13 protein-coding genes and 1 pseudogene are annotated in these 14,203 nt (G+C 69.5%); 8 read left to right on the top strand and 6 right to left on the bottom strand.

The features are described from left to right. Positions 1-20: 20 nt before the first annotated feature. The 8 genes and pseudogenes from LHP98_RS11925 to LHP98_RS11890 all read left to right on the top strand — a co-directional run. A pseudogene (locus tag LHP98_RS11925) lies at positions 21-656 on the top strand (3-deoxy-D-manno-octulosonic acid transferase); the annotation flags it as partial. Positions 657-1,373: 717 nt separating this feature from the next. Continuing rightward, complete coding sequence (locus LHP98_RS11920) at positions 1,374-2,426, top strand: glycosyltransferase family 4 protein (protein WP_227252942.1); 1,053 nt, start codon at positions 1,374-1,376, stop codon at positions 2,424-2,426. 138 nt (positions 2,427-2,564) lie between these two features. Continuing rightward, on the top strand, positions 2,565-3,266 hold the full coding sequence (locus LHP98_RS11915; protein WP_227252754.1) for a class I SAM-dependent methyltransferase: 702 nt from the start codon (positions 2,565-2,567) through the stop codon (positions 3,264-3,266). Further along, complete coding sequence (locus LHP98_RS11910) at positions 3,266-4,000, top strand: FkbM family methyltransferase (protein WP_227252753.1); 735 nt, start codon at positions 3,266-3,268, stop codon at positions 3,998-4,000. Before LHP98_RS11915 ends, LHP98_RS11910 begins: the two co-directional genes overlap by 1 nt. A gap of 3 nt (positions 4,001-4,003) precedes the next feature. Next, positions 4,004-4,759, top strand: coding sequence for a glycosyltransferase family 25 protein (locus LHP98_RS11905; RefSeq protein WP_227252752.1), 756 nt, complete (start codon positions 4,004-4,006; stop codon positions 4,757-4,759). Further along, positions 4,756-5,793, top strand: a complete 1,038-nt coding sequence (locus LHP98_RS11900; RefSeq protein ID WP_227252751.1) for a glycosyltransferase — start codon at positions 4,756-4,758, stop codon at positions 5,791-5,793. The genes LHP98_RS11905 and LHP98_RS11900 overlap by 4 nt, the downstream gene beginning before the upstream one ends. A gap of 4 nt (positions 5,794-5,797) precedes the next feature. Then, complete coding sequence (locus tag LHP98_RS11895; protein ID WP_227252750.1) at positions 5,798-6,568, top strand: glycosyltransferase family 25 protein; 771 nt, start codon at positions 5,798-5,800, stop codon at positions 6,566-6,568. Further along, the gene (locus LHP98_RS11890; protein WP_227252749.1) at positions 6,565-7,281 is read left to right on the top strand and encodes a sulfotransferase family 2 domain-containing protein; all 717 of its coding nucleotides are present in this window, start codon (positions 6,565-6,567) and stop codon (positions 7,279-7,281) included. Before LHP98_RS11895 ends, LHP98_RS11890 begins: the two co-directional genes overlap by 4 nt. An 18-nt stretch (positions 7,282-7,299) precedes the next feature. Here LHP98_RS11890 and LHP98_RS11885 read toward each other — a convergent pair whose 3' ends face one another. The 6 genes from LHP98_RS11885 to LHP98_RS11860 all read right to left on the bottom strand — a co-directional run bounded on the left by LHP98_RS11885 (position 7,300) and on the right by LHP98_RS11860 (position 14,188). Next, complete coding sequence (locus LHP98_RS11885; RefSeq protein WP_227252748.1) at positions 7,300-8,712, bottom strand: amidase; 1,413 nt, start codon at positions 8,710-8,712, stop codon at positions 7,300-7,302. 136 nt (positions 8,713-8,848) lie between these two features. Next, entirely contained in the window at positions 8,849-9,874 is a 1,026-nt protein-coding gene (locus LHP98_RS11880) for an extracellular solute-binding protein (RefSeq protein ID WP_227252747.1), read from the bottom strand. 22 nt (positions 9,875-9,896) lie between these two features. Then, on the bottom strand, positions 9,897-10,700 hold the full coding sequence (locus tag LHP98_RS11875) for an ABC transporter permease (protein WP_227252746.1): 804 nt from the start codon (positions 10,698-10,700) through the stop codon (positions 9,897-9,899). Then, on the bottom strand, positions 10,693-11,601 hold the full coding sequence (locus tag LHP98_RS11870; RefSeq protein WP_227252745.1) for an ABC transporter permease: 909 nt from the start codon (positions 11,599-11,601) through the stop codon (positions 10,693-10,695). The genes LHP98_RS11875 and LHP98_RS11870 overlap by 8 nt, the downstream gene beginning before the upstream one ends. A 3-nt stretch (positions 11,602-11,604) precedes the next feature. Continuing rightward, positions 11,605-12,678, bottom strand: a complete 1,074-nt coding sequence (locus LHP98_RS11865; protein ID WP_227252744.1) for an ABC transporter ATP-binding protein — start codon at positions 12,676-12,678, stop codon at positions 11,605-11,607. 76 nt (positions 12,679-12,754) lie between these two features. Further along, on the bottom strand, positions 12,755-14,188 hold the full coding sequence (locus tag LHP98_RS11860) for an amidase (protein ID WP_227252743.1): 1,434 nt from the start codon (positions 14,186-14,188) through the stop codon (positions 12,755-12,757). Between the last annotated feature and the right edge of the window lie 15 nt (positions 14,189-14,203).

Genomic DNA, 14,203 nt, shown 5'->3' with positions numbered 1-14,203 from the left:
CTGATACGGAGCCGGCGGGCATGACGGCCGGAACCCCGATCCTGTGGGCCTATCTTGCCGCCAGCGCGGTGGCGACGCCGGCCTATCGCTGGATTCAGGCCCGGCGGTTGAAAGCCGGCAAGGAAGACCCCACCCGGCGCGAGGAACGCTTCGGCACCGCCTCGGCACCCCGCCCGCCCGGCAGGCTGATCTGGTTCCACGCCGCCAGCGTGGGCGAAAGCCTGTCCCTGCAGGGTCTGATCCGGAGCTTGCTGGACGCCGAGCCAGAGGTGCAGGTCCTGTTGACCACCACCACCGTCACCTCGGCCCGGCTGCTGGCAGACCGGCTGCCCGACCGCGTGCGGCACCAGTTCGCGCCCTACGACGCCGGCCCGGGCGTGGGCCGCTTCCTGGACCACTGGCGCCCCGATCTGGCGGTCTGGACCGAAAGCGAGCTGTGGCCGCGTCTGCTGCAGCAGACCAGCCGCCGCGGCATCCCGATGCTCTTGGTCAATGCCCGCGTCTCGGACAAGACCGCGGCGCGCTGGCGGCGCTGGCCGCGGCTGGCGCGGGCGCTGCTGTCGCCGTTCCGGGCGATCCTGGTGCAGGAAGAGCCCGCCGCCGCGCTGATGCGAGAAATCGGCGTGCTCGCGGACCGGCTGGCCGTGACCGGATCGCTCAAGGAAGACCTGCCCCCCCCCGCGACCGCACCCGAGGCGCTGGCCGATCTGCGGGCGCGGCTGGGTGACCGTCCGTGCTGGCTGGCCGCCTCGACCCATGCGGACGAAGAGACGCTGCTGGTCGAGGCCCAGGCCCGCGCCTTCGGCTCTGGTCCGCAGGCGCCGCTTCTGGTGATCGCGCCGCGTCACCCCGACCGCGGCCCTGCGCTCGCGGCGGCGCTGGTGGCCGGTGGACACTCGGTCGCGCTGCGCTCGGCCGGCGGGCTGCCGGGGCCGCGGACGCAAGTCTATATCGCCGATACCCTGGGCGAGATGGGCCTGTGGTACCGGCTGTGCCCCGTGGCCTTTGTCGGCGGCTCTTTGACGCCGGTCGGCGGCCACAACCCCTATGAGCCGGCGTTGCTGGACTGTGCGGTGATCCACGGGCCGCATGTGTTCAACTTTGCCGGCATCTATGCGCGGCTTGACGCGGCGGGCGCGGCGCTGGCGGCCACCACCGAGGACCAGATCGCCACGGCGCTGCGCCAGTTGCAGGACGAGCCGAGGCGTATCCGCCAGGTGCAGGCCGCGCGGGCGGTGCTGGCCGAGGGAGATTCGGCCACCGCGGCGGTTTTGGCGGCGATCCGGGCGCTGCTGGCGCCGCCGCCGCTCTTGGCAACGCCCGCCGCTGCGCCCGCTGCCGCGCAGCCCCGGCCGCCGGTATCGGTCGATGACATCGACGTGTTGGTGCCGAACTTCAAGCGCCGGCTCTCGGGGGTGACGGCCACCGTGGTCCGGCTGGTGCCGCTGCAGGCGCAGGCGATCCGCATCGCTGCGGTGGCTCCGGCGCTGCCGCCCGGGATTCCGCAAGTTCCGCTTCGGGCGCTGCTGACGATGTCGCGGCGGGGACCCTCGGGCTGGCGGGTCTGGCATGCGCGGCGCAATGTCGAGATGCTGGCGGGGCTGGCGCTGGCGCGGCTCTTGCGCAAGCGGCTGCGGTTCGTCTTCACCTCGGCCTCGCAGCGTCGGCACACCGGGCTGACCCGCTGGCTGATCCGGCGGATGGATGTGGTCGTGGCAACCTCGGAAAAGACCGCGGCCTATCTCGAGCGACCGGCGCAGGTGATCTACCATGGCATCGACAATGCCACCTTCACCCCTGCCGCCGACCGCGCCGCTCGTGCCGACCTGCGCGCGCGGTTGGACCTGCCGCCCGAGGGGCTGCTGATCGGCTGCTACGGCAGGATCCGGGCGCAAAAGGGCACGGATCTTTTCGTTGCCGCCGCCATTGCGCTGAGCCGAACCTTCCCGGCGCTGAACGCCGTGGTGATCGGCCGCGCCCTGCCCAAGGACCAGGACTTTCTGGCCGGGCTGAAGGACCAGGTCCGCACCGCCGGGCTTGCATCCCGCATCCTGTTTCGCGAAGAGGTGCCGGTCTGGGACATGCCGGACTGCTTTCGCGCGCTGGACGTCTATGTTGCGCCGCAACGCTGGGAAGGTTTCGGCCTGACCCCGCTCGAAGCGATGGCCTGCGGCGTGCCGGTGGTCGCCGCCGACGTCGGCGCCTTTCGCGAACTGGTGGCCGAGGCCGAGACCGGCTTCGTCGTCGCCGCCGGCTCGGCCGCACCGCTGGAACAGGCGGTTGCGGCGCTGCTGGCCGATCCGGCCCGGCTGGACCGTTTTCGCCAGGCCGCCCGCAGGCATGTCGAGCGGCACTTCGACATCCACGCCGAGGCCGAGGCGCTGATCGGCCTTTACCGCAAGCTGCTGGCCGCCCCTGGCGCCTGATCCCCCCGACATCCCCGCGCCCGACATCCCCGCGCCCGACATCCGCCCGACCCCGAGACCGGCATGTTTTGCCTTGGCGGGGCCGGGTCAGGCCGCTAGTAGAGGGCGACCGCATCCCGTTCCGGAAGTCCTGTCGCGATGGATTACACCTACGTGCCCCCCCCGGTACCCACGCTGGCGCGCTGGCGGCACATCACCACGGCTTTCCCCGGGCTGTCGGTGCTGCGGATGATGGAATACGAACTGCTGTCCACCCTGCAGCTTTCGGGCCGCGTGCTGGACATGGGCGGCGGCCAGCGGGCCAACTACCTCAAGGTGCTGCCACCGGGGGCCACAATCGAATCCGTCAACATCGACCCCAAGATCGAGCCGACGCATCTGGTCCAGCCCGGCCAGCCGCTGCCGTTTCCCGACGACAGCTTCGACGCGGTGATCTGCTTCAATACGCTGGAGCATATCTACGATCCCATCGCCGTGGTGCGCGAACTGTTCCGGGTGGTGAAACCGGGCGGCAAGATGCATGTCATCGTGCCCTTCATGTTCCGCATCCATGGCCACCCCGACGACTATACCCGCGCCACGCCCAGCTGGTGGCGCGAGACGTTTTCCCGTGCCGGATTCTCGGCGCTGCGGCTGATGCCGCTGGTCTGGGGCCGCCGCACCACCGTGGCCGTGGTGCCGGGCCTGTATGGCCCATTTCCGCGGGCGCGGCTTCACCTGGCCATGCTGCTGGACGTGTTGACCGCCAAGCTGCTGCTGAAAGGCGACACCATCTCGGGTCGCCGCGGCGAAAGCATCTGCGGCACCTCGCCGGGCTGGTTCATGATCGGAGCCAAATGATGACCGAAACCAGCCAGACCCCCGAGGCCCCGAAGTCGCCGCTGCGCAGCCTGCGGCTGTTCTGGCACCGCCTGGCAGGGCGCAAGACCACCACGCTGGACGGGCTGCGCCTGGTCTGCGACCCCGCGAAGATGCACCGCTCGGTCGCCACCGCGATCATCAAGGGTTCGTACGAGGCGCCCGAGCGGGTGCTGGTGCGCGCCGCGCTGCGCCCCGGCGACAAGGTGGTCGAGGTGGGCACCGGCGTCGGCGTGGTCAGCCTGTTGTGCAACAAGCTGGCCGGCGCCGGCAACGTCACCTCGTTCGAGGCCAACGCCGCGCTGGAGCCGGTGATCCGGGAGAACTTCGCCCTGAACGGCATGGAGCCCCGGCTGCGCCTGCGCGCGGTGACGGTGGACGGCGCTCCGATAAGCTTCTTCCGCAACGAGAACGTGGTTTCGTCGTCGATCTACGACCGTGGGCTGCAGGCCCAGAAGGTGACGGTCGAAAGCGACGCGATCGACCGGGTGCTGAAGGACGAGCAGGCCACCGTCCTGGTGATGGACGTGGAAGGCGCCGAGATCGACCTGCTGCAGGCGGCCAACCTCTCGGGCCTGCGCGAGATCATCGTCGAGCTGCACCCCCACATCGTGGGCGAAGCGGCGACCCGGGCGATGATCGACAGCGTCTGCGCGCGCGGCTTTCGGGACGCCGGGCGCATCCACAAGAACATCCGCCTCAGCCGGACGGGTTAGGCGATGTGGCCGGCCTATGTCATCAACCTGGCCGACAACACCGCGCGCCTTGCGGCGGTCAGCGGCGTGCTGGGCGGGCAGGGCGTGGCCTTCCGGCGGATCGACGCGGTGAATGGCTGGAAGCTGGGCCCGGCCGAGATCGCCGCCGCCTACGACGCCGCCCGCAATGCCCGCGACGGCCGCCAGCCGCTGGTCCCGGCCGAGATCGGCTGCTATCTGTCGCACATCGCCGCCTGGGAGCAGATCGCCGCCGGCGACGCGCCGGGCGGCTTTGTCTTCGAGGATGACTTCGACGCCACCTCTGACCTGGCCCGGGTGATGACCGCGCTGTCCACCGATGCCACCGGCGACTGGGACATGGTCAAGCTCTTCACCCTTGATCCTGCGGTGCCGCTGGGGGCGGCGCGCGACCTGGCGCCGGGGGTGCGGATCGGCATTCCGTACCGGGTGCCGACCTGCCTGATCGGCTATGGCCTGACCCGCGCCGCCGCTGCCCGCCTTGCGGCCCGCGCACGGCCGTTCTTCCGCCCGGTGGACGAAGACCAGAAATTCGTCTGGGAGACCGGCCTGCGGGTAGCGCTGGTGCTGCCGCCGCCGGTGGTGCTGGGCGATCAGCAGACGGTGACCGGCACCATCGGCCGGGCCCGGCGCGACGGGCGCCGCGGCGGCCTGGGGCAGGCGTTGCACCGGTTGCTTTACGGGCTGCGCTACCGTCGGGCGCTGGCCCGCCACCGCCGCGCCGAGGGCTGGCAGGCATGACTGCGCCCCGTGTGCTGCATTTCCATTTCGGCAAGGAAGGCGGGGCCGAGCGGTTCTTCGTCAATCTTGCCCAGGCGCTGGCCGCGCGCGGGGTGGAACAGCGCTTCGTGATCCGCCCCGGTCGCAGCTGGGAGGCCGACATTGCCGCCCTGGGCCCGGTGATCCGCAACAACTTCAGCCGCATCTCGCCGGTGTCGCTGCTGGCGCATCTGCAGGTGAATGCGCTGGTGCGGCGCTGGCGCCCCGATGCCGCAATGGCCTGGATGCCACGGGCCGGGCGGCTGATGCACCCCTGGCCGGGCGTGGTGAAACTTGCCCGCATGGGTGATTTTCCAGAGAACCTCAAGCATTTCGGGCAATGCGACGTGCTGGTCGGCAATGTTCCCGGCATCGCCCGCCGCTGCCGCGACCTGGGCTGGAAAAAGCCAGTGCTGACGATCTCGAACTTTGCCCGAGAGGTGGCGGCGGTGCCGGTGTCGCGCGCCAGCCTGACCACGCCCGAGGGCGCCTTCCTGGTGGCGGCCAGCGGCCGCTTCGTGCAGCGCAAGGGCTTTGACGTGCTGATCCGCGCGGTTGCCCGGTTGCCCGGTGCCTGGCTCTGGCTGTTGGGCGAGGGACGCGAACGCGCCGCGCTCGAAACGCTGGCGCGCGATCTGGGCATTGCCGACCGGGTGCGCTTTGCCGGCTGGGTGGCCGAGCCGATCCACCTGATCGCCGCCGCGGATGCCTTCGTCATGCCGTCGCGCCACGAACCCTTGGGCAATACCCTGCTTGAAGCCTGGGCCGCCGGGGTGCCCTCGGTCGCGACCCGATCGGAAGGCCCCGACTGGTACATGCGCGACGGCATCGACGGCATCGTGACCGCGCTGGACGACGATGTCGCCATTGCCGCCGGGCTGGCCCGCATCCGCGACGACGCTGCGCTGGCCGCCGGCTTCGTCGCCAATGCCCGCGACCGGCTGGCCGCGTATTTCAGCAAGGACGCCGTGGTCGATGCCTATCTGCGCGTCTTCTCCGGCGATTTCGGCGGCTAGGCCGATGCCGCTGCGGGCTCTGGTCATCAACCTGCCGGCCGAGACCGCCCGCCTGGCGTTTCAGCGCGATCAGGCCGCCCGGCTGGGGCTGGAGCTTGAGGTGGTCCCCGCCGTCACCGTGGCCGACCTGTCGCCGCCCGCCGACGATCCTTGCTGGAACCGCTGGCAGCGCCCGCTGCGCGCGGTCGAGATGGCGACGCTGATGTCGCATCGCGCGGCCTGGCGGCGGGTGATCGCCCTGGGCCAGCCGGTGCTGGTGCTGGAGGACGACGCCTGGCTGATGCCCGGCGCGGCGGCGCTTGCGGCGCAGGCGGCGGCACTGGCGGGGATCGAACACCTCAGCCTTGAAACCCGCGGCCGACGAAAGCTGCTGGGCGCTACGCATCCGCAGGTGCCGGGGCTGCGGCGGTTGTGGCTGGATCGCACCGGTGCCGCGGCCTGCCTGCTGTGGCCCGAGGGCGCGCGCAAGCTGCTGGCGCGGGCCGACCGCGTTCCCGCCCTGGCCGATGCCGTCCCGGTCGAGACGCCGGGCCTTCTGCGCTGGCAGGCGGCGCCGGCGCAGGCGATCCAGATCGACATGGCGGCGCGCTACGGTCTGACCCCACCGATCGCGGTGGCCAGCGCGATTTCCTCGGTCCCGAGGCCGGCCCGCGGCAGCCTGCGGCATCGGCTGCGGCGGGTCGCCCGGCAGCTTTGGATGGGGCTGGCCGCCTTGCGCCCCGGTACCCGGCGGATCGAACTGCGCCCGGCCGGCGCAGAGAAAGGCCCGGCATGACCTCGCTGCGCGAAGTCCGCAACGTCCTGACCTGGCAGTTCGGCCATCCGACGCATCTGTTCCTGCACATCCCCAAGAACGCCGGGGTCAGCCTGCGCAAGCATCCCGGCCTGCAAGGCCGCATCCTGCCCGCCGACCCCTGGCTCCTGCAAAGCCGCGCCTATGTGCGGGCGCTGCGCGCGACGATGGACGCCAACGGCGAACACCACGGCTACCAGCATGCCCGCTGGCGCGATGTCGCCCCCAAGGTGACCGCCCGGCTGCGTGCCTTCGCCGTGGTGCGCAACCCCTGGGCCCGCACCGTCTCGCGCTGGCGCTTCGGCCGGCTGGCGGTTGAACAGGGCAACTCGCCCGCGGGCTATTGCGCCGAGACCTTCGAGGGCTTTCTGGAAGAGCGGCATGTCTGGGGTGGCCGGCCGTTCTACTGGCACCGGGCGATCCGCGGCTGGTATCCGCAATTCGACTACGTGACCGATGCCGACGGGGCGATCCGTGCCGACGTGCTGCGGCTTGAACACCTGGACCAGGACCTTACCGCCTACCTGGGCACCGCGCCGCCGCCGCGGCGCAACACGTCGGGGCGGTTCGACTGGCGCGCGGTGTACACGCCGCAGACGATCCAGATCGTGGCCGACTGGTATGCCGCCGACATCGACGCCTTTGGCTTCGACTTCGACACCGCGGCGACCCGCAACTTCTGGGTGCCGACCTGAGGCCCGGCCAAGGCCCAGTCAGCCTGCCGCCAACGGCGGCGGCCGGCGTTGTGGCCAGCCGGACGCGCGGTGCCAGGCCTGGCCGATGGCCAGCACCCGCGCATCGGCGCCCGACCGGCCGATGATCTGCAGGCCCATCGGCAGGCCCTCTGGCCCGAACCCCACCGGCACCGACAGCGCCGGCAGGCCGATCAGGCTGGCCGGGACGACGACCTCCATCCAGCGGTGGTAGGTGTCCATCGTCCGCCCGGCAATCTCCTGCGGCCAGCGCCAGTCTGCCGGAAAAGGCCAGACCTGTGCGCTGGGCAGCACCACCGCGTCGAAGCGGGAAAACAGCCGCGCCGCATGGGCGTGCCAGCGGCTGCGGATCACGCTGGCCTCGTAGACCGCCTGCGCGCTCAGCCCCATCCCCTGCTCGATCTCCCAGATCGTCTCGGGCTTGGTCTGCGCCCGCTTCACCGGGTCTTCCGCCAGCGCCCGCTTGCCGCCCGCATTCAGCATCGCCCGCAAGGTCACCCAGGACGACCACAGCGCCTCGGCCGGAAACGGCGGCGCCAGCACCTCGACCACCGCGCCCATGTCTTCAAGGCCCCGCAAGGCCGCCTCGCAGAGGTCCAGAATCCCCGGCTCCATCGGGTAGGCGCCGCCCCAGTCGGCCAGCCAGCCGATGCGCAAGCCCTTCACGCCGGCGTCCAGGCCCGTCAACAGGTCCGGCACCGCGCGCGGAAACGGCACCTCGGGGTTCTCGCCCGCCATCACCCCCAGGAAACGCGCCAGGTCTTCCACCGTCCGCGCCATCGGCCCCTCGGTCGCCAGCGTCGAAAGATAGGTGTCCCCCTCGGCGTCCGAGGGCACCAGCCCCCAGCTCGGCCGAAAGCCGTAGACGTTGCAGAACGCCGCCGGGTTGCGCAAAGACCCCATCATGTCGCTGCCGTCCGCCACCCACAGCATCCGGGCCGCCAGCGCCGCCGCCGCCCCGCCCGAAGACCCGCCCGCGCTGCGCGACAAGTCATAGGGATTGCGTGTCACCCCGAACACCGGGTTGAAGCTGTGCGAGCCCTGCCCCCATTCCGGCACATTGGTCTTGGCCGTGATGACCGCCCCCGCCGCCCGCATCCGCGCCGCCAGAATGTCGTCCGCCGCCGGAACGAAATCGGCAAACAGCGGCGACCCCCAGGTCGTCCGCAAGCCCCTGGTGGCCACCAGATCCTTCAACGCCAGCGGAATCCCGTGCAGCCAGCCCTTCGGCTCCTGCCCGTCCAGCGCCCTCGCCTCGGCCATCACCTCGTCCGGATCACGCCGCGACACCAGCGCGTTCACCGCGCCGTTGACCGCCGCCACCCGATCCAGATGAACCGCCATCACCTCCGACGGCGCCACCTTCCGCGCATGGATGGCACGCGACAGCTCGGACGCAGACCACTCCAGCATGGCTTGCCCTTTTTCAAATACTCTCTGGGGGTGCGGGGGGCGAAGCGCCCCCGCCGCGCGCGGGCGAAGGCCCGCGCCACTCAAGGGAACGTCCCGGGGCCGCTCGCGGCCCCGGGACTCATTCAGATTGGCCCGGTCACTTCTGCAGCTCGGTCCAGATCGCGGTCATGTATTCGCGCGACTTCTCCGAACAGGTCGGCAGGAAATGCCCCGCCGCCTTGAACTCTTCCGGCACCACGACCTCGGGCGCCGTCTTCATGTCGTCCGGCATGAAGGCGTCCGACCCCGAAATCCCGTTGGCATAGCGGGCAAAGGCGCTGATCATCGCCGCATTCTCCGGCACCATGATGAAGTTCAGGAACGTGTAGGCCTCCTCGACGTTCTGCGCGTCCTTCAGCAGCATCGCGCTGTCCATCCACAGCACATAGCCTTCCTTCGGATAGCCATAGGCCACGTCCGGGTTCGCCAGCCGCGCCCGCATCGAGCTGCCGTTCCAGTTCACGCTCGCCGCCCAGTCGTTGTTCGACAGCTTCTCGGTCGCACCATAGTCCATGGAAATCCAGTTCGGCTTGGCCGCGATCAGCCCGTCGCGCACCTTCTTCAGCACTTCCAGGTCTTCCGAACAGGCCTCGCCGCCGTAGTAGAAGGTCGCCAGCGAGACCACATCCATCATCTCGGGCACGACGTTGATCTTGCCCTTCAACTCGTCTGGCACTTCCAGCCAGACCGCTGACGTGTTGATGTCGCCGCCATAGACCGATGTGTTCACGGCGACCCCGGTCGAGCCCCACTGCCACGGGATCGAGTTCTTGCGGCCCTCATCCCACGGCACGGTCATCCATTCCGGCGCGATGTTGGCGTGGTTCGGCAGTTTCGACAGGTCCAGCTCGACCGTCAGCCCCTTCTCGGCGAAGATCGGCACATAGTTGGCCGAGGGCACCACCAGGTCGAAGCCATGCCCGCCGGCCTCGATCTTGGCCAGCGCGGTGTCGTTGCTGTCATAGTCGGTCACGGTGACCTTGATTCCGGTCTCCGACTCGAACTTGGCCAGCAACTCGGGGCTGGTGTAGTTGCCCCAGTTGTACAGCTGCAGAACCCCCTCGGCCGAGGCAAGCCCGGTCGTCGCCGTCAAGAGCGCGGTCGCGGTCAGAAGTCTTTTCATCGTCTTTCTCCCGGTTGGTTTTTCAGTCTTTCTTTCGCGTCAGCAGGAAGAACGCGGTCAGCAGAACCACGGTCACCGCCAGCAGCATGGTGGAAACCGCGTTGATCTCGGGGGTCAGCTGGCGGCGCAGCTGGCCCAGCATGTAGGTGGGCAGCGTATCCTGCCCGCCCGACTTCACGAACTCGGTAATCACCACGTCGTCCAGGCTGATGACAAAGGCCAGCATCGCCCCGGCGATCATGCCCGGCGCCAGCAAGGGCAGGGTGACCCGGCGGAAGGTCTGCCAGGGCGTCGCGTAAAGGTCCGCCGCCGCCGTCTCCAGCGTCAGGTCCATGCCTTCCAGCCGCGCCCGGATCGGCAGATAGGCGAAAGGCACGCAAAAGGCCGCATGGGCCAGCACCAGATAGCCCAGGCCATGGATGCCGGTCGCCTGCTTGACCAGCCCGAACAGGATCATCAACGCCACCGCGGTCACGATTTCCGGCACCATCAGCGGCTGGTTGATCATCACATAGATGAAGGTCTGGCCCCGGAACGCCTGCCGCCGTGTCGTGCCCAGCGCGGCCATGGTCGCCACCACGGTCGAGATCAGGGCCGCGAAACAGGCGATCATCAGCGACCGCACCGTCGCATCCTTCACCTGCTGGTTCGCCCAGGCCTTGGCATACCAGTCCAGCGAGAACCCGCCCCAGACGCCGACCGCGTTCGAGGCGTTGAAGGAATAGGCCACCAGCGTGAAGATCGGCAGGTAAAGGGCGATGAAGACCAGCACCGCCATGGTGGCAAAGCCGGGCAGCCGGGCGACATGGAACGACCGCTCAGCCATGGCCGGCATCCCGGTTGGCATAGCGCACATAGACCAGCAGGGCGACGGTCACGATGATCAGCAGCATCATCGACAGCGCCGCCCCCAGCGGCCAGTTCTTCCCGGCCAGGAACTGCAGCTCGATGAAGTTGCCGATCATCATCTGCTTGCCGCCGCCCAGCACGCGCGGCGTGACATAGGCGCCAAGGCTGGGCACGAAGACCAGGATCGACCCGGCGATGATGCCGGGCTTGACGATCGGCAGGATCACCCGGCGCAGCACCTGGCCCCGGCTGGCATAAAGGTCATAGCCCGCCTCCAGAAGCTTCATGTCGAAGCGGTCGATGGCGGCGAACAGCGGCAGCACCATCAGCGGCAGGTAGACATAGGTCATGCCGACAAAGATCGCGAAGGGGCCGTAGAGCATGTCGAGCGGCGCCTCGATCACCCCCAGCTTCAGCAGCACCGCGTTGATCAGGCCTTCCTTCCGCAGCACCTCGTTGATCGCATAGGTGCGGATCAAGAGGTTGGTCCAGAACGGAATGGTGATCAGGAACAGCCACAGCGCCCGCTGCCGGGGCGGCCGCGTGGCGATGAACCAGGCGGTCGGAAAGCCCAGGATGAAGGTGAAGGCGGTGGTCATCAAGGACAGGCTGACCGACCGCCAGAAGATCGTCAGATGCGCATCCGCCAGCACCCATTCGTCGGTGAAGATGTCCTTCGACCACAGGATGCCGGTCCAGCCCCCGGTCGAGAAATCCCAGACCACGTTGCCGTGCTGGCCGGGGGACAGGAAGGAATAGACCAGCACGATCAAGAGCGGCCCCGCCGCCGCCGCAAGCAGCAATACCAGCGCCGGCGCCGACAGCAGCCAGCCGTTGCGGGCGCTGCGTCTGACGGCGTTCTCCTCGGCGGCGCTCATCTCTCAGTCCTCCACCGCCTGCACCGCGCCGGGGGCGAAGCGGATGCCCACCTGATCGCCCTGCTTCAGCCCCGCCTCGCCATCGGCCGGGCTTTGCAGCCGGGCGACGACCTCGGTGCCGTCCTTCAGGTGCAGGTGGCAATGCGTGTCGGTGCCGAAATAGACCAGCACCGAGACGGTGGCGGGCAGGGCGCCCGGTTCCACCGGCCCCAGCCGCAACTGCTCGGGCCGCACGATCACCGTATGCGGGCGGCCGATATCGGCGGGCTTCAGCCCCTGCACCGCGATCACGTCGCCGGTGGCAAGGCGCACGCCGCCGGCCTCAGCCGTGCCGGTCAGGAAATTGGTCTCGCCGATGAAATCCGCCACGAAGCGGTTGATCGGCCTTGTGTAGATGTCCTGCGCGCTGCCCACCTGCTGCAGCTTGCCCTGGCTCATCACGCCGATCCGGTCGGACATGGTCAGGGCTTCTTCCTGGTCATGGGTGACGAAGACGAAGGTGATGCCGGTCTCAAGCTGCAGCCGCTTCAGCTCGATCTGCATCTCCTTGCGCAGCTTCAGGTCCAAGGCCGACAGCGGCTCGTCCAGCAGCAGCACCTTCGGCTGCGGCGCCAGCGCGCGCGCCAATGCCACCCGCTGCTGCTGCCCGCCCGACAATTGCGCCACCTTGCGGCCTGCCAGCGCGTCCAGCTTGACCAGTTCCAGCATCTTCGCCGTCCGCGCCTTCACCTCGGCCGAGGGCTTGCCCAGCATCTCCAGCCCGAAGGCCACGTTCTGTGCCACCGTCAGGTGTGGAAACAGCGCATAGCTCTGGAACACCGTGTTCACCGGCCGCTTGTTCGGGGGCAGGGTGGTGATGTCGGCGCCATCCAGCAGGATGGTGCCCCCGGTGGGCATCTCGAACCCCGCGATCAGCCGCAGAAGCGTGGTCTTGCCGCAGCCCGAGGGGCCGAGAAGGGTGAAGAACTCGCCCCGCCGGATGTCGACGCTGACATCGTCCAGCGCCCGCACGGCGGCGGCGCCCTGGCCGAAGGCCTTCACCACGTTCCGGGCAGAGATCGTCACCTCATCGGCCACGGTCGCACCCCCCTGTCTTATGTCTTTTGATCATATTGGGCGGGCCAGTTGTCTGTTTACAAGCGATTCCTTCCGTTCATCCCGCCATCGGCGCCCTTTTCGCCGCCCAGGGTGCCGCCCGCTCAACCTCTGCGCACAGGGCGATCAGCAGTTCATCCTGGCCGAAAGCGGCGGCCAGATGCACGCCGATGGGCAACCCATCGGCCGACCACCCCAGCGGCAGGCTCGCGGCGGGCTGGCCGCTGGCATTGAACACCGCGCAGAACGGCGAATAGGCGAAAATCCCCTGCGGTCCGGTGCGATAGGCGACATAGTCCTCGGTCGCGTGACCGAAGCGCCCGACGCTGGCCGGAGGCTCGGCCAGCGTCGCGCTAAGCAGCACGTCGATCTGATCGAACTCAGCCGCCATCTGCCGCCCGAAGGCATGGATCTGCCCCACCGCCTGGAGATACCGCGTCGGATGCAGGGTTTCGGCATGGGCCACCGCCCCGCGCCCGACGCCCTCCACCAGATCGGCCGTCAACGCCCGCCCCTTCAGGGCGCTGCGAATCCCCAGGGCGGTGCCCACCGCGACGATATCCGTCCAGGCCCGCATCATGCCGGGAACGTCGGCCTTGGGCAAAACCGGTACAACCTGATGCCCCAGCCCCTCCAGCAGCCGCCCCGTCGCCCGCACCGCCTCGGCCACCTGCGGGTCGATCGGCCCACCGGTCAGCGTGGTGTCGCAGATCCCCACCCGCAGCCGCCGCGGCGGGCGGCTGATCGCCGCCGCATGGCCGCGCGCCAGCGGCGGCGCCCAGTAGGGCGCGCCCGGATCGGCGCCTTCGCAGGCGTCCAGCATCACCGCCGTGTCGCGCACCGACCGGGTCAGGAACCCGTCGATCGCCATTCCCGCCCAGCCTTCGCCGGCATAAGGCCCGTCCGGCAACCGCGCCCGCGTCGGCTTGAACCCGAACAACCCGCAGCTTGAGGCCGGTATCCGCACCGACCCGCCGCCATCCGAGCCATGCGCAAAGGCCACGATCCCCGCCGCAACCGCCGCCCCCGCGCCGCCCGAAGACCCGCCCGGCGTGTGGTCAAGGTTCCAGGGGTTCCGCGTCGGCCCGCCATAGACCGCCGCCTCGGTCGCCGCCCCGATCCCGCCCTCGGGGCTGGTCGTGCGGCCAAAGGTCACCACCCCGGTCGCCTTGATGCGGGCGAAGATCGCCGAATCCCCCGGATAGCGCGTGTCCGCCAGCAACCGTGATCCGTTGTGCGAGGGGAAATCCTTGGCCTCAACCCCCAGGTCCTTGATCAGGAAGGGAACCCCGCGGAACGGCCCCGCCGGCAAGCCCTCCCGGATCGACCGCCGGGCGACCGCCTCCTGCACCAGCACCACCGCGTTCAACGCCCCATTGCGCGCCTCGACCGCCGCCAGGGCGGCATCCAGCAACTCATCCGCCGTCACCGCGCCCTTTGCCACCAGCCCCGCCAGCTCGGTGGCATCCGTCGCGCCCAGATCGCCGATCATCCCGATTCTCCCTGC

The organism is Rhodobacter sp. Har01, from assembly GCF_020564565.1.
Taxonomy (GTDB): Bacteria; Pseudomonadota; Alphaproteobacteria; order Rhodobacterales; family Rhodobacteraceae; genus Pseudogemmobacter.
This window is presented reverse-complemented; position numbering and strand designations above follow the sequence as displayed.